General features: G+C 71.4%; 17 protein-coding genes and 1 pseudogene. 4 read left to right on the top strand and 14 right to left on the bottom strand.

Annotated elements, in window-relative coordinates; genetic code table 11:
* Positions 1–272 precede the first annotated feature (272 nt).
* Positions 273–5618: a sacsin N-terminal ATP-binding-like domain-containing protein gene (locus ACZ6C6_RS08115; protein ID WP_469200304.1), complete on the top strand. Its 5346-nt coding sequence runs from the start codon at positions 273–275 to the stop codon at positions 5616–5618.
* 43 nt (positions 5619–5661) lie between these two features.
* On the opposite strand, the gene ACZ6C6_RS08120 is transcribed toward ACZ6C6_RS08115, so the two are convergent.
* The 8 genes from ACZ6C6_RS08120 to yhfZ all read right to left on the bottom strand — a co-directional run bounded on the left by ACZ6C6_RS08120 (position 5662) and on the right by yhfZ (position 13419).
* A complete protein-coding gene (locus tag ACZ6C6_RS08120) occupies positions 5662–6906 on the bottom strand; it encodes a phosphopentomutase (protein ID WP_469200306.1) in 1245 nt (414 codons plus the stop codon).
* 11 nt (positions 6907–6917) lie between these two features.
* Positions 6918–8084 (bottom strand): alanine racemase, encoded by a 1167-nt coding sequence (locus tag ACZ6C6_RS08125; RefSeq protein ID WP_469200308.1) that lies wholly within the window; start codon positions 8082–8084, stop codon positions 6918–6920.
* 2 nt (positions 8085–8086) lie between these two features.
* The gene (locus ACZ6C6_RS08130) at positions 8087–9202 is read right to left on the bottom strand and encodes an aminotransferase class V-fold PLP-dependent enzyme (RefSeq protein ID WP_469200310.1); all 1116 of its coding nucleotides are present in this window, start codon (positions 9200–9202) and stop codon (positions 8087–8089) included.
* A gap of 2 nt (positions 9203–9204) precedes the next feature.
* Positions 9205–10158 (bottom strand): phosphotriesterase family protein, encoded by a 954-nt coding sequence (locus ACZ6C6_RS08135; RefSeq protein WP_469200312.1) that lies wholly within the window; start codon positions 10156–10158, stop codon positions 9205–9207.
* A 48-nt stretch (positions 10159–10206) separates the two neighbouring features.
* Entirely contained in the window at positions 10207–11544 is a 1338-nt protein-coding gene (locus ACZ6C6_RS08140; RefSeq protein ID WP_469200313.1) for a YhfT family protein, read from the bottom strand.
* A gap of 46 nt (positions 11545–11590) precedes the next feature.
* Positions 11591–11947, bottom strand: coding sequence for a DUF2620 domain-containing protein (locus ACZ6C6_RS08145; protein ID WP_469200315.1), 357 nt, complete (start codon positions 11945–11947; stop codon positions 11591–11593).
* 36 nt (positions 11948–11983) lie between these two features.
* The gene (locus tag ACZ6C6_RS08150) at positions 11984–12370 is read right to left on the bottom strand and encodes a transcriptional antiterminator (protein WP_469200317.1); all 387 of its coding nucleotides are present in this window, start codon (positions 12368–12370) and stop codon (positions 11984–11986) included.
* Between the two features lie 110 nt (positions 12371–12480).
* Positions 12481–13419 (bottom strand): GntR family transcriptional regulator YhfZ, encoded by a 939-nt coding sequence (gene yhfZ / locus ACZ6C6_RS08155; protein WP_469200319.1) that lies wholly within the window; start codon positions 13417–13419, stop codon positions 12481–12483.
* Positions 13420–13578: 159 nt separating this feature from the next.
* On the opposite strand from yhfZ, the gene ACZ6C6_RS08160 reads away from it, so the two are divergent.
* Entirely contained in the window at positions 13579–14043 is a 465-nt protein-coding gene (locus tag ACZ6C6_RS08160; protein WP_469200321.1) for a MarR family winged helix-turn-helix transcriptional regulator, read from the top strand.
* 90 nt (positions 14044–14133) lie between these two features.
* Here ACZ6C6_RS08160 and ACZ6C6_RS08165 read toward each other — a convergent pair whose 3' ends face one another.
* The 6 genes from ACZ6C6_RS08165 to ACZ6C6_RS08190 are packed head-to-tail and all read right to left on the bottom strand — an operon-like array spanning position 14134 to position 23682.
* Positions 14134–17151: an alpha-mannosidase gene (locus ACZ6C6_RS08165; protein ID WP_469200323.1), complete on the bottom strand. Its 3018-nt coding sequence runs from the start codon at positions 17149–17151 to the stop codon at positions 14134–14136.
* A 39-nt stretch (positions 17152–17190) separates the two neighbouring features.
* On the bottom strand, positions 17191–19257 hold the full coding sequence (locus ACZ6C6_RS08170) for an endo-beta-N-acetylglucosaminidase (protein ID WP_469200325.1): 2067 nt from the start codon (positions 19255–19257) through the stop codon (positions 17191–17193).
* A gap of 55 nt (positions 19258–19312) precedes the next feature.
* A complete protein-coding gene (locus tag ACZ6C6_RS08175; protein WP_469200327.1) occupies positions 19313–20566 on the bottom strand; it encodes a glycoside hydrolase 5 family protein in 1254 nt (417 codons plus the stop codon).
* 46 nt (positions 20567–20612) lie between these two features.
* Positions 20613–21473 carry a carbohydrate ABC transporter permease gene (locus ACZ6C6_RS08180; RefSeq protein ID WP_018524349.1) on the bottom strand — a complete coding sequence of 287 codons (861 nt, stop codon included), beginning with the start codon at positions 21471–21473 and terminating at the stop codon, positions 20613–20615.
* Positions 21470–22387, bottom strand: coding sequence for a carbohydrate ABC transporter permease (locus ACZ6C6_RS08185; protein ID WP_469200329.1), 918 nt, complete (start codon positions 22385–22387; stop codon positions 21470–21472). The genes ACZ6C6_RS08180 and ACZ6C6_RS08185 overlap by 4 nt, the downstream gene beginning before the upstream one ends.
* 8 nt (positions 22388–22395) lie before the next feature.
* A complete protein-coding gene (locus ACZ6C6_RS08190) occupies positions 22396–23682 on the bottom strand; it encodes an ABC transporter substrate-binding protein (protein ID WP_469200331.1) in 1287 nt (428 codons plus the stop codon).
* Positions 23683–24046: 364 nt separating this feature from the next.
* Here ACZ6C6_RS08190 and ACZ6C6_RS08195 point away from each other — a divergent pair, with 364 nt between their 5' ends.
* Positions 24047–25078: a LacI family DNA-binding transcriptional regulator gene (locus ACZ6C6_RS08195; RefSeq protein ID WP_469200333.1), complete on the top strand. Its 1032-nt coding sequence runs from the start codon at positions 24047–24049 to the stop codon at positions 25076–25078.
* A 114-nt stretch (positions 25079–25192) separates the two neighbouring features.
* Positions 25193–25282: pseudogene (locus ACZ6C6_RS08200) on the top strand (IS5/IS1182 family transposase); the annotation flags it as partial.
* Between the last annotated feature and the right edge of the window lie 233 nt (positions 25283–25515).

Genomic DNA, 25515 nt, shown 5'->3' on the forward strand with positions numbered 1-25515 from the left:
TACGTACCTCACTGCTGCGTAGTGGAACTCGGGTTCCGCCGTTACGGAATGGGGAACGCGCCGTTGGGCGGGGCGGCAGGCTACCAGCGGCGGAACGGATGCCTGGTCTCGGCCCGTGTCACTTGTGTCGCGCGCACAGGGCGCCCCGGCGCCAGTCTGTTCCGTGGTGGTCAGGGGCCCGGATTCTCCGCTTTCCCGCCCCCATGTGCATCCGGTTTGAGAGGCTGCTCGTGCAGCGGGGGCAAAGGGCGTCGGAGCGGGGGAGCAGCGGTATGGCAGCGGGGGGCCGGCGACCGTCGGTGGAGCGCGTGCGGCAGCGCCGGTCGGCCGCCGCGCGCAGGCGCGTGCAGGAGAAGGCGCTGGTCGAGGTGCGCGGCTGCCTGCGGGACTGGGACGACGACCGTGACGCGGCCCGCGAGGCCAAGGCCGTGATCGACACGATCATCGCCCCCGAGTACGAGGGCCGGGCGCTCATCGAGTTGTTGCAGAACGCACACGACGCGCACCCGGCCGGCACCGCCGACGGACGCATCGTGATCCGGCTGGACGAGGACGAGGGTGAGTACGGCACCCTCTACGTGGCCAATCAGGGCAAGCCGTTCAGCGGCAAGAACTTCAAGGACCTGTGCAGTATCGCCCTGTCCCGCAAGCGGGCCGACGCGGGGATCGGCCACAAGGGCGTCGGATTCAAGAGCGTGCTGAACCTGTGCGGCGCCCCCGAGGTCTACAGCGTCGACAGGGAGGGATCCCGGACGCCCGACGGGCTCACCTTCCGCTTCGCCCGGCTCGACGACTACGACGCGCTCGCCCGCGAGGTGGCACCCGAGCGTACGGATTTCCCCGCCTACCTGAAGGCGAACCTGCACACGCTGAAGGTGCCGGTCTTCCTGGACGAAGCACCGAAGACCATCCACAACTTCACACGCCGGGGCTTCGTCACCGTCGTCCGGCTGCCGCTGAAGTCCGCCGAAGCCTGCTCGGCCGCAGCCGCGCAGGTGCGTGAACTCATGGACGACAGAGCCCCGTTCGAGCTGTTCCTCGACCGCCTGGGACGTGTCCAGCTGGAGTGGCGGGCCGCGGGGAAGACGCGGCGCGCCTCGTACGACCGTCAGGTCCAGGTGCTGCACCGTGCCCGTGGCCTGACCATCCAGCAGGTCACCTTGCGCCGGCGCATGAGACTGATCGTCCTCCGCGGCAAGGTCGACCCGGACCGCGCCCGGGAGGCGCTCACCGCGTCGATCGAGAAGAACGGGATGCGACACGACTGGATGGCCTGGGAGAAGAAGGCCGAGGTCCGCGTCGCCGTACCGGTCACCGACCCCCTGCCCAAGGGGCGGCTGTACACCTTCCTGCCGATGGGCGAACAGATCGCGGCCCCCTTGCGCGGGTTCGTCCACGCCCCGTTCTTCGCCGAGATGAACCGGCGCTCGTTCAACGATTCAGTGCAGTGGAACGACCTGCTGCTCGACACCGTGGCCGAGACATGTGCCCGCGCCGTTCTCGCCGCGGCGCACGGGCGCACACCCATTCCCGCAGGGGCCCTGGTCGACCTGATGTGCTGGCGATCGCCCACGGCACTGCCCCGGCTCACCTCCGCCTTCCAGCGGCTCGGTCACGACATCACCCAGGTGCCGTTCATCCCGGTGCTCGCCCCCGCGTCCGGCAAGCGCACCTCCCTGCGACAGGCAGTGCTGTGGGAAGGCGGGGAGCACGCCACGGCCTTCACCCCTCACGCAGTCGCCGCCACCGGAGCCGCGGATCTCCTCGACCCGCAGCTGCACCCCGCACGGCTGCGGAACCTGGTGTCCTTGGCAAGGAGCGTGAGCACGCGCCTCGAACCGTCCCGGGAACGCCTCGCCTCCTGGGCCGAGCGGCTCGCCGAGGCCGCCGCCCGCGCCCCCTTGGCCCCCGGATGGTGGGAGGACTTCTACTACGACCTCTCACAGGAGTTTCCCGACGGCTCGGACGTGGCCGGCAAGCGCATCATTCTCACCTCCGGGGCGGCGCTGGCACCGGCAGCCGCGGAAGGCGTCTTCTTCCATCGGCAGTCCCCGCGGGGAGGCTCCCTTCCGGCACTGCCCGAGGGACTGTCCGACCGCCTGCACTTCGTCCACGAGGCCATCACCTGGACGGGCAAAGGCCGCAAACGCAGAGCGCAGGGCCGCACCTGGCTCAAGACCTTCGGCCTGGTCCACGAGTACGGCGCCGACCAGGTGCTTGAGGTCGTGGCCGCTGCCCTCCGCGCGGACGGAGACGGCGAAGAGGACGACGGCGTGCGCCTGGCCTGTCTCCGCTACGCCTGCGCGGTGTCCCACACACTGGAGAAAGAGGGGCACAGACCCCCGCGGCTGCACGGTCTCCGGGTACCGACCCGGAACGGCTGGCAGAAGGCGAGGCTCGCCATGTTCGGGCCGGGGTGGCCAGGAGAGCACTCCGCGGTCGATGACACCCTGACCCGATTCCTGGAACACGTCCGGGAACTCTCGCCCACCCTCACCCGGACCGAACTGCGGCTCCTTCAGCGCCCCGAGGAACTGTGCGGGGACACGCTCCCCGTCGAGGTCATGCGACGCTTCCTCGAACGACACGACGTCGCCCACGGCCTCCGCCCCGAGAACGAGCCGTTCTGGAACGAGGTGCCGGGCGGGGCCCTCAACAGGCCCGCCCGCTTCTGGGCCCCGAACTCACAGGATCTCCTGCCCCAGTGGCGGACGACCGCCGAGCGCTGGCCGAACCGGCGGCGGGTCGACTACCTCAAAGTCACCTACCACGCCCGCTCCCGTACCGCGGCCGTGCTGCCCGGACAGGACGCCTACGCCGCCTTCAGCGAGGAGGACCGCAGACGGTACGCGGAACTCATCGTGCACGGCCTCGCCATCTCCTGGGACGGCTCCGCGCTGGAGATGAACTTCGTACGCCACAGCGACACTGCCGGGACCCCGTGGCCCACCCCGCTGGCCGCCTTCCTCACGCACGCGCCGTGGATCCCGCGCACGACCGCCCCGGGAGCCCCCGCGGAAGGAACCGACTTCACGACCGCGGGCCGGGCCTGGTGGTGGCAGGGCACGCAGCCCCCGCCCCCCTTCCTCAGCGTGGTGCCCGCAGCCTTGCGCAGCAGGCGGACCACCAGGCTCATGGCACGCCTGGGCCTGCTCGGCATCCGCTCCTGGGACGATGCCGGCACCGCGCTCGACCGGCTCGGCCACCTGCCCGACCTGGTGCAGGCCGGCCCGCACCTGCGCGACGGCAGGCACGCGCACGAGATCAGGCGGGAGTACGAGAAGGCGTGGGCCCAGCTGTTGCCCACCGAGGACGGCACGGGCGCCGCCGACAGCCGGCCCGCCACGCCACCGCGGCGGCTGCTGGTCCACCGGGCCGGTGTCCTCGAACCGCTGGACCCGGCAGAGACGGACGAGACGGTCTTCGTCCCCGACCCCGACGGCGCCCAGAACCGGGCCCTCCTGGACCGCGTCCCGGTGCCCGTGATCCCGATCGGGGACAAACAGCTGGGTACCCGGGTCCATGCCTTCCTCGACCGGGGGACGGCGTTCGACGTCCAGCGGTGCGGAGACGCCGCCCACGACATCCAGGCCGACGGGCTGCCCGTCCGTGAGGCGCCGCGCCTGCCGCTGGTCCAGTACGCGGGCCCCTGGCTGCTCACCCTGATCGCCGCTCTGCTGGAGTTCGACGAGGAACGCGTGTCCCGGACGGCGCCCGTGGCCGTGGCTGAGGCGACCAGCCTGCTGCGCCGCTGCGAGGTGGCCGTGGCCGAGAAGGCCGTCGTCTGGATCGCCGGACACCGTCTCACCGAGTACGGATCGGACCGTGCCCTGCTCCACCCGCACCCCGACCGGCCCTGTGTCGTCGTCGTGGACAACGGGTCGCGCACCGGCTGGCGGGTACTGCGTACCGCCGCGCACGCCCTGGCCGCTCTCATCCGCGCTCCCTATCTCAAGGACATCCTGTGGAAGGCGCTGACCCGGCTGGAGGAGCGGGGCCTGCAGACGGATGACGTCTCCGAGGCGGATCTCGCGGAAGTCCTGGACCTGCGTCAGCACCAACTGCGGGCCGTGCTCGCCGAGCGGGCCTCGCAGCGCTCCGGCAGCACGCGGCTCGTGCCGCTCCTCGCCTGTCTCGACCTCGACCTCGCGGAGGAACTCCAGCGCCGTGTGGAGGACTTCCCCGACCGCGTCGCCCTTCTGGCCTGGCTCACCGCCCGGATCGGCACACCGGACGCGGAACGCCTCATGCGGCTCGTGGACGACGACGACCCGGAACGGCAGCTGAGGGTCCTGTCCGTACCGCTGGCCGAGGCCAACCGGGCTTGGCTCGCACTGGGCCTGCCGCAGATCGACAACACCGACCGGCACGAGCGTCAGTTCGCGACCTGGCTCCAGCGCAACCGTCCCGCCCTCGCCGAGCGCATCAGGGACGCCCACACCGACGTGTACCGTGCCGGCCGGTCCCTGGCCGCCTACGTGCGCCTGCGCGCGCTGCCCGCACTCGCGCCGGACCCGGCCTGGCGCACGGCACTCTGGGACCTCACCGACGAACTCCTCCAGAACCATGCGGACGCCTGGTTGACCCGCTCGCTCCCCGCGCAACCGCCGGTGTCCCGCGCGGCCGCGCCGCTCACCGAGGTCCGCGAGGCGTCCACCGCCGTGGTCCACCAGCATCTGCCGCGCCTACGGCAGCTGATCGAAGACTGGCAGCGCCTGCACCCGACGAGCCACGCCGTGGTGCCGCCGTCCCTCCAGGAGATGCTGCGAGCGCTCGACGACGAAGGGATGCTGGACTTCGACGTCCTGTCCAGGAAGGCACTGATCACCTGGCTCAACGACCGCGGCCAGTGGCCGGCGGGCATGCCGCTGTCCGACCGTCAGGCTCGAATCGGACTGTCCCCGACGCACTCGCCGGCGCCTGCCGGGAACAGCGGCGCAGCGGCGGGCACCAGCCGACCCGGAGCATCCCTGCCGGGCCCCACCGTGATGCTGAACGGCAAGCTCGTCCCGGCGGGTCCCGACCACCTGGCGGCACTGGCCCGTGAGGTCGTCGCGGACCTGACACCGGAACAACGCGCCACCCCGGCCACGGTGGTCACCGCACTCGCTCCCCGCGTTCCCCGCCCGCGCATCTCGCCGGACCCCGCCACCGGATCGCAGAGCGGCACCTTCCAGGCCGCGGGCAACGACCAGGACCGCACCGTGCCGGTCGGCCTCGCGGGGGAGGCAGCGGTGGCGGCGTGGCTGCAGGAGCAGTTCGGCGTCGCACCACAGGACTCGTGGAAGTCCTCCCTGCGCGAGCACGGACTCGCCGGTGCCCAGCCGGGGGACGACCGGCTCGGATACGACTTCCTCATCCACGACGGCAACGCGACCTACCTCTACGAGGTCAAGTCCTCCGTGGGCAGCAGTGGAGAGATCATCCTGGGCGGGTCGGAGGTGCGACGCGCCTCCCGACTGGCCCGCGACGAGACGTACTTCATCGTGTACGTCTCTGACGTCATGGACCGCGTCCGCCGCAACATCACCGTCCTGCCCAACCCGTTCAGCGCCCCCGACCTCGCCGGCTACGAACTGGTCAGCACCCAGATGAGGCTCCGGTTCAACCTCGGCTGAACCCCGTCGCGACCCACGTGGCCCGAACGAGCCGGGTCCGCTCCTAGGCTGCCGCCCCTCGGCCCGTGCGCAGCTCCCGTCCGTTGGCCAGGCCCTCCGGGTCCAGCGACAGGGACCGGGCGGCCGTGGCGCCGACATCCGCGAGGCTCTCCGCGTCGGGCAGCAGCTCCACGCCGTCCGCGCCGGGCCGGTGGATGAGCACGGGGACGTACTCACGGGTGTGGAAGGCGTGCCCGGCCGTCGGGTCGTTGCCGTGGTCGCCGGTCACGATGAGGCGGTCGCCCGGCGCGTCGAGCAGGGCGAGGAGCGCGGCCAGGCCCGCGTCGGTCTGTTCCAGGAGGCGTCCGTAGCGCTCCGTGTCCTGCTGGTGCCCGGCCAGGTCCGTCTCCTGGATGTTGGAGACCACCAGGCCGTCGCCGCGGGCCCGTACCGCTTCGAGGGTGTGTGTGAGGACGTCGGCGGTGTCCACGGCCGGGTGCCGGGCCGCGCTCTCGCAAGCCAGGATGTCGGCGGCCTTCCCCACCAGGGTGACCGGGATGCCCGCGCGGGCCGCCAGGTCGGGGAGCTGGCGGGTGTGGTCGATCCGGGCGCCCAGGTGCTGCACTTCGAGGCCGCCGTTGCGATAGAAGCCGGTGGCGGGGGTGTCGAGGCCCACCGTGCCCTCTTCGCCGGCCCGTACGAAGCGCTCCAGCGGGCCGTCCGCGTGTCCGCCCACCGCGATGACCCGTGCCACGGGAGCGACGGCGCGCACCGTGCGGGCCACGGCGAGGATGCCGTCCGGCCCGTCGAACGGCAGGTCCTCCAGCCGCCCGGAGGCGTTCCAGTTGATGCCCGGGTCGGCCTCCAGGTTGTCGTGGACCAGCACCGAGCCGTCGACGACCAGGAGCGGCCTGCCGTCCAGCCGGCCGACCCGGTGACCGGCCGCTTCGAGCGCGGCGGTCACCTCGTCGAGGTGGTCGGCGAGCCGGGCCACGGTCACCCGGCTGAAGTCGGCCCCCATCATGGTCTGGTGGCCGGCGAAGGTGTCCGCGCCGGGATAGCCGAGGGCGGCCCGGCCCGCGGCGACGGGCAGATGGGTACGCCGGGCGAGGTCGGGGTGCGGGTGGACGAGCCCGAGGCCGAGCGAACCGAGTACGGGCAGCCGCAACGGGCGGCCGAATGCCTCCCGGCAGTGGTCCAGCACATGTCCGCAGGTGTCGGCGGTCAGATCGCCGGGGCGCGTGGTGCCCGCGTCGGGCATGGCGCCGATGCCGAACCCGTCGATCACGACGATGACGGTCTTGGCCATGGGGTGCCTCCTCAGCTCAGGGACCGGCCCTGGGCGTCGTACAGACCGTTGAGGCGGGGCGTTCCGGATGAGATTCCGGAGACGACGGCGACGGTCGAGCGGGTGACGAAGATCTGGGTGCGGAAGGCGAGCAGCGCGGTGTCGCCGAGGCGGACGTCCTGCCCGGGGGCGGGCGCGTCGAGCAGCCGGTAGTAGTCGATGTTCTCGGCGGGCGCGTCCAGCACGTCCAGACGTGCCCCGGTGCGTGGCAGCAGGGCGCTCCGGATGTGGGAGCGGGCGTAGAACCCGCCGCCGAAGACGGCGGGGCGGCCGTCGTCCAGGGTGTGGGCGACCTCGGTGACGTACACGTAGGCGGGGGTCTCGGGCTGCGCCGGGTCGAGCGCGTGCAGCGGAGTCGTGCCGGTCAGGGCGTGGCCCGGCTCGCCGTGGGTGGCACCGTGTTCGGCGAGCAGCGGCAAGGAGGCCATCGAGGTGGCGCTCGGGGCGCTCAGCAGGAGGCCGGTGTGGCCGCGGGCGGCGAGCGTCTCGCGGGCCTTCAGGGCGAGGGCGAAGTTGGGGGTGGCGTACGGGGCACCGGTCGCCGGGTCGCACAGCACGCACGGGAAGGCGGTGACCCCAGCGATCCGGATGCCGGGGAGCCGTTCTGCGGCCTCGGCGAAGGCGTCGAGCCGGTCGAGTGGGACGCCGCCCTCCTGGCCGGGGTAGACGCTTCCCCCGGCGCCTTCGAGACGGATCAGGATGTCCTGGACGAACCCCAGCCGCCTGGCGGTGTCGGAGACCGCGCGGGCGTTGTCCAGGTCGTAGACGGTGACGGTCTCGGGACGCCACGCCAGCATTTCGGGCAGGGCGCGGCGCGGGATCTGGACGAGGTGGCCGAGGTTGCCGGCCCGGGCGCCGGAGGCGTGCAGGGTGCGTGCCTCCGGCGGGTCGATGGCGGCGTACCGGGGGATGTGCCGGGCGACGGCCCGGATCAGATCAGGGTTGCGGCCGAGCTGTTTGACGACGAACCAGAGGGACACGCCCAGCCGTTCGGCCTCCGCGGCCAGCAGCGCGGCGTTGGCCTCGACGGCGTCCAGGTCCATCACATAGGTGTCCGGCGGGATCGCGCCCGCGTCGTGGAGTGCGGTCGCGGCCTCGACGAGCCCGGGATTGCGGGTCAGCAGGGTGTCGAGAAACACGGTCAGTGGCCCTTCGGGTCGTTCAGCGCGGCCAGGGAGCGGCGCAGGATCTCGATGACGAGGTCCGCGCCCGCACGCATCGGGTTGATGCGCACGGTCCAGTCGGCCAGTTCGGGGGAGTCGTCCAGGGCGGAGCTGGACATCCGGTAGAAGAGCGGCGTGATCTCGTAGCGGGAGTTGGAACCGACGGGGTACGGGGCCGCGCCGAAGCGGGCGGCGACGGCGGGCAGTTCCCTGGCGACGGGCCGGTCGAGCCGGACGAGCAGGCACCGGTCCTGCGCATTGGCGAGCCGGACCTCGGCGACTCCGGGCACCTCGCCCGCGGTCAGCCGCTCGGCGACCTCGGCACCGACCTGGGACTGCACGGACCACATGAGCGGTACGTGGGTGAGCGCGCGCAGGGCGTCGAGCGCCTGGTGTCCCTGGACCTGGCCGCCGCCGGAGTAGTTGTCGCGGCGGATGTGCTCGATCAGGTCGCGGGCGCCGACGACGATGCCGACGCCCTCCGGACCGTGCAGCTTGAACAGGGAGAAGCAGGAGGCGTCGGCGCCCAGTTCGACCCCGGCGGCCGGAGTGCGCATCACGGCGTAGTTGTCGTCGACGACGGTGCGGACACCGGCGTCCCGGCAGGCGGCGAGGACCGCGCCGGGGTCGTAGGAGTCGGCGAGCCGCTGCCGGGTGTGCTGGACGTAGGCCCAGCGGAACCTGCCGGACTCCAGGGCCTCGCGCAGCTCGTCGGGATCGTTGAAGTCGGCCTCGACCGTCCGGACGCCGAGGCCGCGCAGCGTGACCGCGGTGGTGCGGTAGACGGGCGCCCGGTGGATGAGGAGGGGGTCGCCCGGCCGGACGGCGGCGGTGAGGGCGGCCCGGATCGCGCCGGTGCCCGCACCCTGGACGAAGGCGGCGCCCTCGGCACCGAAGAAGTCGGCGAGGACGGACTCGACGCGGGCGGTGGTGGCGGGGCGTCCGAGTCCGGGCACGACCCCGGCGTCGGAGGCGAACAGCTGCGGGCCCTCGAAGTGGCGGGCGGTGGCCTCGATGAGCCGGAACTGCCGGGCCAGGGCGTCGGCCGGTGCCACGGTCGGCAGGGGGAACGTCCGGGGGAGTACGGGGTGCATGGTCAGCTCTCTTCCACGTTCGCGCCGCTGAGGAAGCGCAGCGGATTGCGGCGGGTCAGCAGGTCGATCAGGTCGTCGTCCACGCCTGCCGCACGGACCTTGGGCAGGAAGCTCCCGAAGAGGTGGCCGTACCCCTGGCCCCCCTCGGAGGCGAGGTAGCCGTGGCGGGAGATGTCGCAGCTGAGCAGGGCCCGGTCGGCGTGCCCCGCCTCCAGGAGGGCGAGCAGGAGCCGCAGCCGGGTGTCGTCGCTCTGGTAGGCGTCCTTGCCGACGGTGTCGAAGGCGACGTACGCGCCGCTCGCGGCCAGCTCCCGGTGCACCGCAGGGTCGTCCAGCAGATCCTGGTGGCCGAGCGAGATCCGGTGCGGGGGCAGCCCCTCGCCGGTGAGCAGTTCCAGCTGGGCGAGGCCGCCGCGGCCGAGCTGGGCATGGGTGGCGACGGAGAGCCCGGTGGAGAGGGCGGCCCGTGCCGCGGCGCGGAGCACCTTGCTCTCGGGCGGCGTCGGGGTGTCCCCGTGGCTGCCGATCTCGCCCAGCACGCCGGGGCGGATGCCGGTGGTGGCGATGCCGTCCTCGATCTCGTGGACGAGGGTGGCGGTGAGGTCCCCGACGCTGCCGCGGTCGATCTCGGGGGTGTGGAACGGCTCGTAGTACCAGCCGGTCGCGGCGACGACGGCGACCTGGGCGTCCCGGGAGATCCGGGCCAGGGCGCGCACGTCGCGGCCCATGCCGCGACAGGTCAGCTCGACGACCAGGGCGAGTCCGTACTCCTCGCGGAGCGCGGTGAGTTCGGCGGTGACGGCGGCGGTGTGCCGGCCGGCGGCGAGCACGGCGCCGCCGTCGCCCCGGTGGTCGAGGTCGAGGACGAGGTGTTCATGGGCCAGGGCGGGGCCGCGTACCGAGTCGGGGGCGATGTCTCCGAGGACGGTACGCAGCACGGGGGCGGAGCTGTTCATCGTGGGGGGTCCTTCTTGGGTCGGCCTGCGTGATCCAGGGGCGTGGGGCTATCCCTTGATCGGTGTGAACAGGTCCATCCAGTACAGGAGGTTGAGGAGGATGCCGCCGACGATCACCGCGGCCGGTGCCGCGGCCATCCGGACGACCGGCCGGCCCATCGCCTCGTTCAGCAGGTAGAGCCCGCCGACGACGAGGATGCCCAGGCCGCCGCCCATGGCGTTGGCCGCCATCAGCGAACCGAAGAGGATCGCCAGCTGGAGCGTCTCGCTGATCGCGCTGCGCAGGTGCTCGGAGGAGTCGCGGACGCTGGGCAGCCGCCCGAGGAGCTTGCCGATGTAGGACAGGGCCAGCACCTCGGCCGCGAAGACCAGGGCGCCCACGATCGCGGCGAGGAACGGGTTCGGCATCAGGTACCCGATGGGGTACACGAGGGTGAAGCCCGCGATGCCGTACGCGCCGGAGGCCAGCGCGGTGGTCGCGATCAGCGGGATGAAGCCGAAGACGCGGTAGAAGTCGACCTGTGCCGCCTCGGAGTAGTGCCCCTTCGCGATCAGGAAGCTGGTCGCCTCACCGCCGCCGAATATGTGCATCTGGGCGAGCACACAGACTCCGGCGCCCAGCACCATGAACAGCGGCAGGTACCTGCGCAGCCGGGCCGCACTGGCGCTGAAGAGGGAGGCCATCGGGTCGTCGCCCTCGATGACGGGTTCGCTCACACCCGCGGCCCTGTCCGCCTTGCGCTGAGCGAGGTCCTTGGCGACGGCGAGACCGATGAGCATCAGCACACCGACGGCCATGGCCAGCGCGCCCGCGAACATGTTGGGCCACAGCTTCATGGTCATGACGACCAGGGCGAACTCCAGCAGCCCCGCGATGCCGCCCCACTTGCGCCCGAACTGCTTGGTGATGGCCAGCACCGGGAACAGCGTGAAGAGGAAGAGGATCGGGGTCGACATCTGCTGCATGGCGGTGATGAAGTCGACCGGGAGGTCATGGGCCACGTTGTTGGCGCCGTTGAGCCCGAAGACGACGACCGCGCCCCAGGCGCCACCGAGGATCGGCGCGAGCCACTTCTTCGGCGACAGCATGCCGAGGATGTCGGTGGGCAGGAAGAGGAGCCACGGGTTCAGCACACCGGTGGACAGCGCCATCGGGGCGCCGAGCCCGAAGATGAAGCCGGCCGAGAGGCCGAACGAGACCGCCGTCGTCGCGCTGCGCGTGGTGCGCCCCTGGATGAAATCCAGGAGAAACGGCCGTACGCCGTCGTTGAAGGCGGCCAGCGCCATGTGAGAGATGTACGCGGTCAGCGCACAGAGGGCTATGACGGTCAGTTGCTGGGCCAGCGAGAAATCGAGGCTCGTACCGGCTGCGAGGGTCGTACTCACGGGGTCACTCCTTCGTGCCCGGGATGATCAGAGCGGGTGGCTGGAGTCAGCCGCGGGCGGCGATGGCGCGCGCCATGAGGGGAGCGATGGTGTCGATCTGGTCCATCGAGAAGCCGAAGACCTTCTTGCCCTCGTCCAGCAGGGCGGTGATCTGCTCCTCAGTGGGGACGGTGCGGCCGAAGGTGTGGCAGACGGCGCTGCCCATCAGACCGACGAGAACGCCGAGTGAGGCACCGGCGCCCGTGTGACAGGTGCCCAGGTAGTAGTCGGCCTGGGCGACGCGCAGCTTCATCGCGGCGTCCATGTCGCTGGAGGCGGTGATCTCCAGGCCCTCGATGCCGAGCTGCTTGATGGTCTGGGTGACCTCGGTCTTGCCGACGCCGCCGGCGAGGATCTTCGTCATGTCCTGCTTCTTTCCGGATGGTGGGGACGGGGTGGTTCAGGCGGAGGGGGCGGCGGGTGTCTGCTGCGCCAGTACCGCGAGGTGCATGCCGAGGAAGTTCACCTCGGACTCCGGGAGGGCGGCCCCGAGTTCGTGCCGGGCGCGCTCGGCGACGGCACGGGCGCGCTCGACGGCCTCGGGGTGTCCGGCCAGTTCGGCGGCGACCTGGTCGTCGGTGAGGAACTGCTCGATGGCCTCGTCGTTCAGGAGCCGGGTGAGCGCCATCATCAGGTGACTGGTGAGCATGCCCGCGGTCGCCTCGGTCACGGTGTTGCCCTCCACCTCCAGGGCGGCCAGCTCGGCCGTGACGAAGTCGGCGACCTCGGGCTTGATCTGTCCGCCTTCGCGGAAGAGCTGAATCCGCAGGGCCAGCTGGTCGTCCATGGCGGTCCTCCTAAAATCGACAGTAACCAGGATTCTGTATTTTGATGGGGGCGAAGGTCCCGCCCTCGCAGGACCTTCGTCCTGTTTCCGGCCGGCCCCTCGGCCGGGGGTCAGTACGAGGGCAGGCGCGTGCCCTCGATCACCTCGCGCTGGAGCGAGGTGATCAGTGACAGATCCAGGGAGTCCCGGACGGCGGCCAGGGCCTTGGCCCCTTCGGTCCGCCCGATGACGGCCGCGCTTGAGTTGCGCAGCGACAGTTCGCGGGTGACCTCGTCACCCAGTGGAAGGACGTCGACACCGAACCCGAGCCGGTCCTGCACCTCGTCCAGGTTCCAGACGGTGGCGTCGACCTCTTCGCGGGCGAAGAGGTCGGGCAGCTGCATGTACGAAGCCTCCAGCCGCTGGACGTCCGGGCGCCCGGCAAAGACCAGGTCGACCAGCATGCGCAGATCCTCCGACGCGTGGTCGACCGCGACCCGCAGGCCCGGGGTGTCGAGGTCCACGCCGTGGCGCAGGAGCATGCCGTGCGCCCCGACGTAGGTGGCCGGTCCCAGATCCGCCACCAGCTCCACCGGATGCTCGGCGATCAGTTCGTCGGCGGCGAAGCGGGACAGGACGACGAGGTCGACCTTGCCTTCGAGCAGGGCCGCGGTACGGGCCCCGGCGCCTCGCATGAACGTGATCGCGAAGGGCGCGCCCGCCTTCTCGAAGGCGCCGCGGAGTCCAGTGGCCAGGCCCTCGTACCGGCGGGAGTACGGGAGGGGCATCGCCGCAAGCAGCGTCCCGAGCCCGGAGAGCCGCCAGAGTATGGAGCGGTCCGAGTGGGCGAGGAAGGTGCCGAGGTGCCCCCGGGCGGTCGTCCTGATGGCGCCGGACTCCTCCAGCAGCTGCAGGGCCGCCTGGACCGTGCCGTTTCCGCAGCCCAATTCCTCCGCGTAGTCCCGCACCCGGGGAAGTCGCGTGTCCGGCTCATGGTTGAGCAGCAGGACCGCGAGCTGGCGGGCGGCCAGTCCGTTGCGCGTAAGGAAGCGCTCGTCGAAGGCGTTCACGTAGGGAACAGTAAACAGGATTCTGGATATTGACAAGGGTCGCCGCACCCCCGCTTCGACTGCCGCCGGATCGTGGAGCGCGAGCCGGTCCGCGCCTTGACCTCAACTGAACTTGAGCTTCTAGGTTGGCCGTGTTCCGTTGATCACGAGGAGGGGCACATGAGCCTGACGCTCAAGGAGTACTCACAGCGGGAGCTGGCAGCTCAGCCCATCGGGGCGTGGGCCGGCATGGCGTCCCGGCTGGTGGTGGGGGCCCTGCGCGAGCAGCTGGCGGTGGAGGACCTCACCCAGCCGCACTGGTGGACGCTCAACCACGTGGCGGGGGCGCCGGGGGGGTGGAGCCGTGCGACGTTGACCGAGCGGCTGACGACGTGGGACGACCGCGGGACCGACTTCGACGGTGTCTTCGACGACCTCGTCGACCGAGGCTGGCTGACGGAGGACGCGGGGCTCATGACGTTGACCGAGGAGGGCGAAGAGGGGCGGCTCCGGGCGAGGGAGCGCAACCTTCGCGTCCATCAGCAGGTGCACGAAGGCGTCGACACCGCCGACTTCGCGACCACCATCGACGTCCTGCGCCGTATGGTCGCCAACCTCGGCGGTGACGGCAACCTGCCCGACTGACGGATACGGCAGGCTCGCCCCGGGCCCGTCGTACACGCCGCCGCCCCCGATGCCCACGGCACCGGGGGCGGCGGCCCACGCATCCCGGCGTCAGCCGCGCGTCAGACGCAGCGTCACCAGCTCGAACGGGCGCAGCGACAACCGCACGCCCTCGCCGTCGCTCTCGGGCACCGGGGCATCGGTCAGCGGCCGCTCCAGCAGGTCGGTCGCCACGACGTCCGTGACCCGGAAGCCGGTGGCCAGGCTCACCTTCGCACGGCCGCCCGTCGACTCGTAGAGCCGTACGACGACGTCACCGCTCCCGTCGTCCGCCAGTTTCACCGCGCTGACCACGACCGCGTCGTTGTCGACACCCACCAGCGGTGCCACCTCGTGCTCACCGCTGATCCGGCGCTCCGGCAGATTCACCCGGAACCCCTCGCGGACCGCGTCACCGATCGCCGCTCCGGGCACCAGCGCGTGCCGGAAGCGGTGCACGCCCTGGTCGGTCTCCGGGTCGGGGAAGCGCGGCGCGCGCAGCAGCGAGACCCGCACGGTGGTGGTCGTCCCCGCGTCCGTGCCCCGGACGGTGCGCGTGACGTCGTGGCCGTACGTCGAGTCGTTGACGAGGGCGACGCCCCAGCCGGGCTCCTCCAGGTGGACGAAGCGGTGGTTGCACGCCTCGAACTTGGCTGCCTCCCAGCTGGTGTTCGTGTGCGTTGGCCGGTAGAAGTGCCCGAACTGGGTCTCCGAGGCATACCGCTCGGCGTGCACGTCCAGCGGGAACGCGGCCTTCAGGAACTTCTCCGTCTCGTGCCAGTCGACCTCGGTGGCGATGTCGAGCCGCTTGGCGCCCGGCTCCAGGGTAAGCAGCTGGGTCACCTTCGAGTCCCCGAAGCTGCGGACGATCCGCACGCCGTTCTCCACCGGGGCCAGTTCGTCCACGTCCGTCAGGTCCGTGACCGTGTTGCGGTAGAACGCGTCGACGTCCCACGCGTCCCACATGTTCGGGAAGTCCGGGTGGATCTGGAGCAGGTTCGCGGCCGCGCCCGGAGCGACGGTCTCGCGGTCCGCGGCGATGTCGTACGCGGAGACGACGAGGCCCCGGCCGTCGACCTCCACCCGGAGCAGGCCGTTGTCGAGCACGTGGCCGCCGCCCTCGCGCGGGGCGGACCGGGTGGTCCCGCCCGTCGCGGCGGTGGCCGCCGCGCCGGCGGGGACGCCGCCGCGGGCGTGCGGCGCGGCGTTGAACACGAGGGCCCGTCCGCCCGCCGGGTCACCGGCGAGCGCGCGCTGCGCGGCGTCGATGATGCCGGTCAGTTCCTCGGCGACGGCCGCGTACGTCTTCTCGGCCTCCCGGTGCACCCAGGCGATCGAGGAGCCGGGCAGGATGTCGTGGAACTGGTGCAGCAGCACCGTCTTCCAGATCCGGTCCAGCTGCTCGTACGGGTACGCGAAGCCGGTGCGCACAGCGGCGGTGGCGGCCCACAATTCGGCCTCGCGGAGCAGGTGCTCGCTCCGGCGGTTGCCCTGCTTCGTCTTCGCCTGGCTGGTGAGCGTCGCGCGGTGCAGCTCCAGGTAGAGCTCGCCGACCCACACCGGAGGGTTGGTGTACTCGGCCTCGGCCTTGGTGAAGAAGTCCGCGGGGGTCTCCCAGGTCACTGTCGCCGAGCCCTCCAGGCTCCGCAGCCGGGCCGCCTTGGCGATCATCTCGCGAGTGGTGCCGCCGCCGCCGTCACCCCAGCCGGTCGGCGCCAGCGAGTGCTGGGCGACGCCCTTGTCCTTGAAGTTGGTCGCCGCGTGGGCGATCTCGCTGCCCTTCATCGAGCAGTTGTATGTGTCGACGGGCGGGAAGTGCGTGAAGATCCGGGTGCCGTCGATGCCCTCCCAGTTGAAGGTGTGGTGCGGGAACTTGTTGGTCTGGCTCCACGAGATCTTCTGCGTGAGCAGCCACTTGGAGCCCGCGGCCTTGATGATCTGGGGCAGCCCGGCCGCGAATCCGAAGGTGTCGGGCAGCCACGCCTCGTCGTTCTCGATGCCGAACTCGTCGAGGAAGAACCGCTTGCCGTGCACGAACTGCCGGGCCATCGCCTCGGAGCCCGGCATGTTCGTGTCGGACTCGACCCACATGCCGCCGGACGGCACGAACCTGCCCTCCGCGACGGCGGCCTTGACCTTCGCGTAGACCTCGGGGCGGTGCTCCTTGATCCAGGCGAACTGCTGTGCCTGCGACATCGCGAAGACGAAGTCCGGCTCGTCCTCCAGGAGGGCGGTCATGTTCGACGTCGTACGGGCCACCTTGCGGACCGTCTCACGCAGCGGCCACAGCCAGGCGGAGTCGATGTGGGCGTGGCCGACCGCGCTGATGCGGTGCGCGGAGGGCGCGGCGGGCGTCGCGAGGACCGCGGCCAGCTCCACGCGGGCCGCGGCCGCCGTCCCGCCCACGTCCTGGAGGTCGACCGCGTCCAGCGCCCGGCCGACAGCGCGCAGGACGTCCCAGCGGCGGGCGCCCTCCACGGGCAGCTCCTGCATCAGCTCGCCCAGCACCTCCAGGTCCTGGACCAGGTTCCACACGTCCTCGTCGAAGACGGCGAGGTCCATCCGGGCCAGCGTGTACTGCGGCTCGCTGCCGGCGGTTTCCTTGTCACCCAGCTGTGTCGGAAGGAACGGGTGGTAGTCGAGGATCACCGGGTTGGACGCCGCCTCGATGTGCAGCAGCACCTTCTCGCCGCCCGCCACCGGGGCGCCCACCCGCACCCACTGGTTGCGCGGGTTGAGGCCCTTCACCGGGGTGCCGTCGGGGCGGTAGACCAGGCCCTCGCACTGGAAGCCCGGCATGTTCTCGTCGAAGCCGAGGTCGAGCAGCGCCTCCACGGTCCGGCCCGCCCACGCCTCCGGCACCGTGCCGGAGACCCTGAACCAGGACGTGCCCCACGGAGCGCCCCACCGGTCGCCGACCGCGATCGGCTCGGTGGGCCCCGCCAGGCCTTCCGCGACGGGGACGGGCTCGCCAGGCGCGTTCCACACGGCGACATCCAGCGGGACGGACTCCGGGTATACGGCGGGGCGGATGCGCTCGTCGAGGACGCGCTTGAGACGGGCTTCGACCAGGCTGCGGTCGTCGTGCATGAGGGGGACTCCGTTGTGAGTGGTGGGTCGGGTGGGGGGTTACCAGCGGTGCGCGGTGGAGGCGGTGCCGGAGGTCGTGTACAGCTCGCCAACAGCCCTGACCTGGAAACGAGCGGCTTTCTCGCCCGGTTCCCGGCGCAGACCGGGCACGAAGAACGCGGTGGAGGCGGTGGCGCCCAGGAAGCGCCGGGTGCCGTCGGGCAGGACGCGGTGCAGCTCGTAGTGGCGCGGCGCCCCGGGGGAGCGGTGCCAGCGCAGGCGCAGGTCCGTGCCGCCGGCGCCCCGGGACGCTGCGGTGACGCGGAGCCCCGACGGCGCGGCGGGCGTCTCGGCCCGGTCCCGGACGGCCACGGCGCCGAGCCGCCAGCGCACCGCACCGGCCGCCGTGAGGCGTACACCGAGGGCGTGGACCGTACCGGCCTTACCGGCGAGGGAGTTCAGCCGCAGCGTGGACGTGGTCCAGCCGCTGCCTCCCGCCCGGAGTTCGCCCGCCGGGACGTACGTGTACGCCACCGGGCCGCCCGGCCGGTCCGGCTCGTGCAGGGCGACGGCGAGCTCGACGGCGACCGGGCCCGAGCCCGCGTCGGTGCGGTGCGTCAGCTCCACCACCGTGCGCCGGGACAGCGGCAGCCGGGTGCGATGGAGATCGACGGTGACCGGGGCGCCCGGCTCCCCGGCGACCAGGAGGCTGCTGCCCCCGCGCCAGGCATCCTCGAAGTCGAAGCCCACGAACGGGCGCCGGCCTTCGGTGCGGACGACCCAGCGGCGGCCCGGCAGCCGGTCCTGGACCCCGAGGTGGTTCCACTCGGCGTCCGAGGCGACCCGGCCGTCCTCGTACCAGCGCAGCCCGTGGCCGGTGTTGAACGTCGTGGCGAACGGCAGCCGGTCCACGGTCGAGCGGTCGGCCACCGCAGTCGCGGGGGCGCGCCAGCCGTCCGTACGGTCCGGCCGGGCCGGGTCCAGGGACCGCCCGGTCCAGAACCGCTGGTCGGCGGCGTGGAACTGAGCGGGCGTACGGTCCTCCGGAAGATGGCTGCGGGTCCACTCCGGCCGGTAGAAACCGTAGCCGACGGTGTGCGGGCGGTCGGTCGGGATGATCGCGTCCCAGTCGACGGGCGCCTCCCATCCCTTGGACTCCACGTCCACACCCGCCCACAGGGCGTACCGGCTGCGACCGGCGGCTTCGGCGTTCGCCGCGGAGGACACGAGCGACGCGGGCGTCCAGCGGAAGTCGACGAACATCGAGTCCGCCTCCCGGAACAGCGCGGTGTTCTCGGCGTTGAGCGCGCCCTGCCAGCCGACCTCGCCCCGGACCGTCATCGCGTCGTACCAGGTGATACGCAGCCCCGCCGCGTCACTGCGCGCCCGCAGCTCGGTGACGAAGGCGAGCATCTCGGCGCCGAGCGCGGCGTCCCCGCCCTCGGTCTCGGCATTGAGGAACCAGCCGTCGAAGCCATGCGCCACCGCCGCCTCCACCAGCTTCGCGGCGAGCGGGAAGCGCCCGGCCGCGTCGCGCTGGACGAGGTCGCGGGTCCACCGGAGGTCGCCGCCGTGGTGCACGGGCGGCAGGAACACGGTCCCGAGGACGGGCACCCCGTGGCGGTGGGCGGCGTCGACGACCGGGGCGTTCGGCGCGAGGATCAGCCCCTCGCCGGCCGAGCCGCCCCAGAAGACCAGTTCGTCGATGTACGCCCAGTGGTTCAGGGCGTAGTAGTCGGCGGTGGCCGAGCCCTGGGACGGATTGCCCGCGGTGTTCCCGAACGCCACCAAGGAGGTGATCCGCGCCTGGTCGGTCCGGGCCGTGGTGTTGGCCGGAACCGGGGTGAAGCGGTCGGCGAGCGGCACGGACGCGGTGTTGAACGGCAGGTCCGGGTCGGCCTCGGGGCGCCACGCCTTCAGGCTGCGCCAGATGATGCCGTCGCCGGGCGTGCCGGTGGGCAGCGAGTCGGGAAACCAGTACGAGGCGCAGGGCCGGACAGCGGCGGGCGCTGCGGCGTGGGCGGTCGTGGCCAGGCCGGGGATGAGCAGAGCGGCCGCGGATCCGGCTCCGGCGAGAACCACGGTGCGGCGGTTGGGTGCGGACGGGCGCCGCGGGGACTGGGTCATGGTGTGCTCCGTATCGTGCGGGTTCGATTCCGGTGCGGTGCGGGGTGACGCGGGGTCAGCGGACCTCTTCGGGCGTGACGACCTTCGTGATGCCCCGGGCCACCAGGTGGTCATGGTCGGACGCCCTGCTCGCGAGGACGGTGGTGGGGCGGACGCCGTCGGCGGTGAGCCGGACGAAGGCTTCGAAGACCGCGCCGCCGGGGGCGCAGACGGAGCGGCGGGGCGCGGTCTCGTCGTCCCCGGTGTCGACGACGAGTGCCGTGGTCCGGGGCGCGGGCCGGTGGGCGCGGTCGCGCTGCTCCTGGACGACACGGGCGATGGTCCGGCCGGCCGGCTTGATCCGGCGGTCGTTGGTCAGCAGCCCGAGGCTGTACTCCAGCTCCGGGAAGTCGGCCAGCGAGCGGGACACGTCGTGGGAGCACCACCAGGTGACGCCCCATACGTCCTCGCAGTCCAGGGCGTTGGCCACGGTCGCCTCGGTGAACGCGGCGGCGTGCTCGGCGGGGATCAGCGGAGCGGGCGCGCCGACCTCCTGGAGCCAGACCGGCCGGTGCGGGTCGAGCGCCCACGCCTTGGAGAGTTCGATGAGGTAGGCGGCGTGGTGCTCGGTGGCAGTGCCGGTACGGCCGTGGCGCTGGGCGGTGCCGTTGAAGACCCAGGAGTGCACGGCGGTGACGGCGCCCTTGCGTGCGGCCTGCGCCGGGGTGAAGGCGTGGTCGTCCTGGTACCAGGCGGCGTCGTACTCGGCGTGCAGGTGGAGCTTGCCCGGCGCCCCCTCCTCGCAGGCCGCCAGCATCCGGGTCAGCCAGGCGTCCGCCTGCTCGGGCGTGATGCGGTCGGGGTCGGGGTGCGGGTCGCCGGAGAACTGGTTGATCTCGTTGCCCAGGGTCATCCCGATGAAATGCGGTCGGTCGGCGAGGGCGGCGGCCAGGGTGCGCAGGTACTCGGCCTGCCCGGAGAGGACGTCCGGGTCGGTGAAGAGGTTGCGCCGGTGCCACGTACCGGTCCAGGCGGGCAGGAAGTCGAAGCTCGACAGGTGGCCCTGGAGCCCGTCGACGTTGACGTCGAGGCCGCGTTCGGCGGCGGCGTCGGCGAGCCGCACGAGCTGCTCGACGGCGCTCGGGCGGATCAGGGTGCGGTTGGGCTGGAAGAGCGGCCAGAGCGGGAAGACCCGGATGTGGTCGAGGCCGAGCTCGGCGATCGAGTCGAGGTCGGCTCGTACGGCGTCGAGGTCGAAGTCCAGCCAGTGGTGGAACCAGCCTTGGCTGGGCGTGTAGTTGGCGCCGAAACGCAGGGGGGAGGTGCTCATACGGAACAGGAGTCCTGGTTCTTGTGGTGCGAGGGGGCGGTCCGGGTCAGCCCTTGACGGCGCCTTCGCCGACGCCCCGGAAGAAGAAGCGCTGCAGCCCCGCGAAGAGGATGATGAGGGGCAGCACGGCGATGATCGTGCCCGCCGCGACGAGCCGTTCGTCGTTGGCGAAGGTGCCGTGCAGGTAGTTCAGGCCGATGGTCAGGGTGAAGTTCTCCGGGTCGCTGAGGACGATCAGCGGCCACAGGAAGTCGTCCCACGAGCCCATGAAGGCGAAGATCGCGACGACGGCGAGGGTGCCCTTGACGGAGGGCAGCGCGATCCGCAGGAAGCGCTGCCAGACGTTGGCCCCGTCCACGAAAGCCGCTTCCTCGATCTCCACGGGAAGGTTGAGGAACGCGTTGCGCATCAGCAGGACGTTCATCGCGCCGACCGACCCCGGCAGCAGCACACCGAGCAGGGTGTTGTTCAGCCCCAGGTCACGCATGGTGGTGAACTGGGCGATGATGATGCCCTCCACGGGTACGAGCATGGCGAGGATGAACGCCAGCGTCGCGGCCCTGCGCCCCCGGTAGCGGAGCCTCGCCAGGGCGTACCCCGCGAGCGCCGAGCCGACGCAGTTGGTGACCACGTTGGCGGAGGCGACCTTCAGGGAGTTCAGCGCGTAGTCCCAGACCGGGATCGTGTCCGCGACCCGGCTGTAGTTGTCCAGCGTCGGATCGCTGGGGAAGAACTTCGGAGGGGAGCTGAAGATGTCCTCGTTCGGGCCCTTCAACGAGGTCGACAGCTGCCACAGGAACGGCCCGACGGTCAGCGCGAGGACTGCCAGCAGCAGCACGTAGCGCAGCACGAGCTGCCAGACGGGGACCCGCCGGCCCTCGGCGTCGGTGGTCTTCAGGAAGCTCACGCGTCCTCCTTGCGGTCGGCGCGCAGCACCAGCAGCATCAGGCCGACGGTGACGACGAAGATGACCACCGAGATGGCGGAGGCGTAACCGACCCGCCCGCTCAGCCCGGTGCCGACCCGCTGGACGAGCATCACCAGGGTGGTGTCCTCGCCCGCGGGTCCGCCGGACGGGCCGGCCATCAGGTAGACCTCGGAGAACACCTTGAAGGCGGAGACCGAGGAGAGCGCCGCTACCAGCACCATCGTGGACCGGATCGCGGGCACGGTGACCGTGAAGAAGCGGCGTACGGCACCGGCACCGTCCACGGACGCGGCCTCGTGCAGTTCCCTCGGTACGTTCGCGAGGGCAGCCAGGTAGATGATCATGTAGTAGCCGAGGCCCTTCCAGACCGTGACCGTCATCGCGCTGCCCAGGAGCAGCCACTGGTCGCTGAGGAAGCCGACCTTGCCGATGCCGACCGCCTCCAGGACCGCGTTGACCAGCCCGCGGTCGTCCAGCATCCACACCCAGATCAGGCCGACGACCACGATGGACGCGACGACCGGGGTGTAGAAGGCCGACCTGAAGAAGGTGATGCCGGGGATGTGCCGCTGGACGAGCATCGCCAGCAGCAGCGGCAGGATGACCAGTGCGGGGACGACGCCCACGACGTACAGCACGCTGTTCCGCAGGCCGGTCCAGAACATCTCGTCGTGCAGCAGCTCCCGGAAGTTCGCCAGGCCGACGAACGAGCCGGGGACCAGCGTCCGCCGGTCGGTGAAGGAGTTCACCAGCGTGCTGAAGAACGGGTAGAGGCTGAAGGCGCCGACCACGATCAGACCGGGCGCGGCGAACAGCCAGGGGCTGAGGGGCAAGTGGCGGCGGATCCAGCCGGCGGGCCGGCCCGCCGCAGCGGTGGGGGAGGGGGATTTCACGGGAGGGCTCAGCTCTGCTGCAACAGCCGGTCACACGCCTTGACAGCGTTGTCAAGAGCTTCCTTGGGGCTCTGCTTCCCTTGCAGCGCCTTGGCGATCTGGTTGCGCAGCTCGGTCTTCATCTGCTCGCTGAACAGCACCGGGGTGTAGTTGACGGCCGTCTTCAGGGACTTCGCGGCGGCGACGCGGACGCGGGTCTCGTCCGTCCCGTCCTCCTTGGTGAAGTACGGGTCGTCGAGCGAGCCGGCGGTGCTCGGGAAGATGGCGACCTGCTTGGCGAACTCCATCTGGCGGGTCGCGTCGGTCACGTAGTGGGCGAAGGCCACGGCGGCGGGCTTGCGCTTGGACTGCGCGTTCACCATGACGCCCATGACGTACATGTTGGCCTTGCCGGTACTGCTCACCTGGTCGGTGATCCCGATGTTCTTGTACAGGCTCGGGGCCTGCTTCTTGAAGTTGGCCAGGTCCAGCGCGCTGCCCGGGTTCATCGCCACGGACTCGGTGAGGAACTTGTGGCCCGAGGACTCGGGGGTCGCGGTCAGCGCCTGCGGGTCGAGCGCCTTGGCGTCGTACAACTCCTTGTAATGCGTGAGGAGTTCGACGCCCTTCGCGTCGTTGAAGGCGAAGCCCGTGCCCTCCTTGTTCATCAGCTGCCCGCCGTACCGGCCGAAGTCCTCGATGGTGGGGACGTTGGCGAGGGTGGCGACCTTGCCGTGGCTCTTCTCGGCCAGCTTCAGGCCGGCCGCGAACACCTCGTCATAGGTGGTCGGCGGCTTCGCCGGGTCGAGGCCGGCGTCCTTGAAAAGTCGCTTGTTGTAGAACATCGGCCCGGTGTTGAGGTACCAGGGGAAGGCGAACGTGCCCTCTGTGCCGGGTATCTGGTGGCTCTTCCAGGCGCCGTCCAGGTACTCCTTGCGGTACTTCGGCGCGGCCTTGTCGAGGTCGAGGGCGATACCGGCCTTGGCCAGCGGCGCCACCAGGTCCGGCGAGACGTTGACGACGTCGGGCAGGGTGCCGCCGGCCGCGTCCGCGCTGATCTTATCCGCGTAGCCCTCGCCGGGGCGGTCGACCCACTTCACCTCGGTGCCCGGGTACTTCTTCTCGAAGTCCGCGATCACCCCGTTGAAGTAGTCCTTGAAGTTCGCCTGGAGGTTCCAGGTCTGGAAGGTGATCTTCCCTTCGACCTTGCCCGAGGCATCGGATGAGTCCGAGCCGGATCCCCCGCCGCAGGCGCTCAGTGGCAGGACTGTGGCGAGGACGGCGGCAGCGGCGACTGCTCTGCGGGAGATGTGCACGGTGAATGGCTCCTTCGCTCGGACCAGGCGCGCGAACCGTGGCCCCGGGGTCCCTGACCCGGCGGGCCGCGTTCGCCCGACAGACCCTGCAATGCGCCTGTGCTCAAAGTCAATACATTCACCGGAACGTAATCTCCCCTCGTTGCGTCAGTGCAGGTCAAAGGCTTGGGAGGTGCTATTGACGGCTGCTCACTAATGCGCTTTAGCTTGGTTCAGCTCAAGCGCATTAGTCGGTTGAGCTTCACCTCTCGACCAAACGGTGGGGGAAGCTCTACGATGCCCGGGGGCGACCGGGTCCGACTGCCCGTCAGTACCCCCGGGCGAGGCAGAAAGTGAGGCACGGGTGGCTCCGAAGCGGCCGACCATGAAGGACATCGCCCAGCGGGCCGGTGTCTCGGAGAGCGCCGTCTCCTTCGCGCTCAACGACCGTCCGGGTGTCTCCGAGGTCACCCGCGCCCGGGTGCGGCGCGTCGCCGAACAGCTGGGCTGGCGCCCGAGCGCCGCCGCCCGCGCCCTGTCCGGCGAGGGCTCGGCCACCGTCGGCCTCGTCGTGGCGCGCCCGGCGGCCAACCTCGGCGTGGACTCGTTCTTCCTCCAGTTGATCTCCGGCATCCAGGAGGTGCTGTCCGAGCGTCATCTGGGCCTGCTCTTCCAGGTCGTGGACGGCGTGGACGACGAGTGCGGGGTATACCGGCGCTGGTGGGCCGAACACCGGGTAGACGGCGTGCTCGTCGTGGACCCGCGCACGGACGACCCCCGCGTCTCCCTCCTCGACGAACTGGGCCTCCCCGGCGTCATCATCGGTGCCCTCCCCGGCACCGACACCGGCCCCCACCCCGGCCTCTCCCAGGTCCGCGCCGACGACGCGGGCGCGATGGCGGCGATCGTGGGCCGTCTGTACGAGCTGGGGCACCGACGCATCGTCCACATCGCCGGCCTGCCCTCACTCGCGCACACCGACCGCCGCATCCGCTCGCTGCGCCTGGAAGCAGACCGGCGCGGCCTGACCGGGGCGCACTCGGTGACCACGGACTACTCCGACACCGAGGGCGCCGCCGCCACCCGCCGGGTCCTGGAGCGGCCCGACCCGCCGACCGCGCTGATCTACGACAACGATGTAATGGCGGCGGCCGGAGTGGCCGTGGCGACCGGGCTGGGGGTCCGGGTCCCGGGCGATGTGTCGGTGGTGTCCTGGGAGGACTCGGCGCTGTGCCGGCTGACCGCTCCATGGCTCACCGCACTCTCCCGCGACCCGGTCGCCTTCGGCCGGCTGGCGGCACGGGAGCTGACCACCCTGCTCGACGGCGGTCCGCCGCGCACCGTGCGGGTGGCCCTGCCCGACCTCATCGAGCGCGGCAGCACGGCGACGGCGCACGAGACCGCCGGCACGCCCTGACTCCGGCGCCTCCCACCACCGGAGGCGCTACGAGGCGCCGGGGCCTCGTCGTTGGACCAGCGGATGGCCGTGGGCGTCCTGAACGGTTGAGGGTGCGTCGCGGATCGGGGCGAGCGCGGCGTCACACCCCTGATCGCACGGCACGGTGTGGCTCACGGCTATGGACTGGGCAAGGTGCGCCGGGTGCTCGGGCGCGCCTTCGCCCGGCCGTACCTCCGCCCGAGCGATCAGCTGGCCACGCTGAACCACCCCGGCCGCACCTCGGTCAGGAGGGGGTGCAGTGAGTGCACTGCGGACCGCAGTTCCTCGTCCGTGATGTCAAGAGGCTCCGGCAGGCTCAGTCCGTGACTGCGCAGCCGCCAGAGATCGAAGACTTCCTTTCCGCGCACCTGAGACGCCGGTCACCGCAGACCCGCTCGCCAGTGGGCTTCGTGGCC

This window comes from Streptomyces sp. NPDC041814 (genome assembly GCF_055590565.1).

What these genes read in the sequence shown, in the direction of transcription:
- ACZ6C6_RS08115 (WP_469200304.1), top strand. Translation starts at nt 273, where the DNA reads ATGGCAGCGGGGGGCCGGCGACCGTCGGTGGAGCGCGTGCGGCAGCGC.
- ACZ6C6_RS08120 (WP_469200306.1), bottom strand. Translation starts at nt 6,906, where the DNA reads ATGGCCAAGACCGTCATCGTCGTGATCGACGGGTTCGGCATCGGCGCC.
- ACZ6C6_RS08130 (WP_469200310.1), bottom strand. Translation starts at nt 9,202, where the DNA reads ATGCACCCCGTACTCCCCCGGACGTTCCCCCTGCCGACCGTGGCACCG.
- ACZ6C6_RS08135 (WP_469200312.1), bottom strand. Translation starts at nt 10,158, where the DNA reads ATGAACAGCTCCGCCCCCGTGCTGCGTACCGTCCTCGGAGACATCGCC.
- ACZ6C6_RS08145 (WP_469200315.1), bottom strand. Translation starts at nt 11,947, where the DNA reads ATGACGAAGATCCTCGCCGGCGGCGTCGGCAAGACCGAGGTCACCCAG.
- ACZ6C6_RS08150 (WP_469200317.1), bottom strand. Translation starts at nt 12,370, where the DNA reads ATGGACGACCAGCTGGCCCTGCGGATTCAGCTCTTCCGCGAAGGCGGA.
- ACZ6C6_RS08160 (WP_469200321.1), top strand. Translation starts at nt 13,579, where the DNA reads ATGAGCCTGACGCTCAAGGAGTACTCACAGCGGGAGCTGGCAGCTCAG.
- ACZ6C6_RS08165 (WP_469200323.1), bottom strand. Translation starts at nt 17,151, where the DNA reads ATGCACGACGACCGCAGCCTGGTCGAAGCCCGTCTCAAGCGCGTCCTC.
- ACZ6C6_RS08170 (WP_469200325.1), bottom strand. Translation starts at nt 19,257, where the DNA reads ATGACCCAGTCCCCGCGGCGCCCGTCCGCACCCAACCGCCGCACCGTG.
- ACZ6C6_RS08175 (WP_469200327.1), bottom strand. Translation starts at nt 20,566, where the DNA reads ATGAGCACCTCCCCCCTGCGTTTCGGCGCCAACTACACGCCCAGCCAA.
- ACZ6C6_RS08195 (WP_469200333.1), top strand. Translation starts at nt 24,047, where the DNA reads ATGAAGGACATCGCCCAGCGGGCCGGTGTCTCGGAGAGCGCCGTCTCC.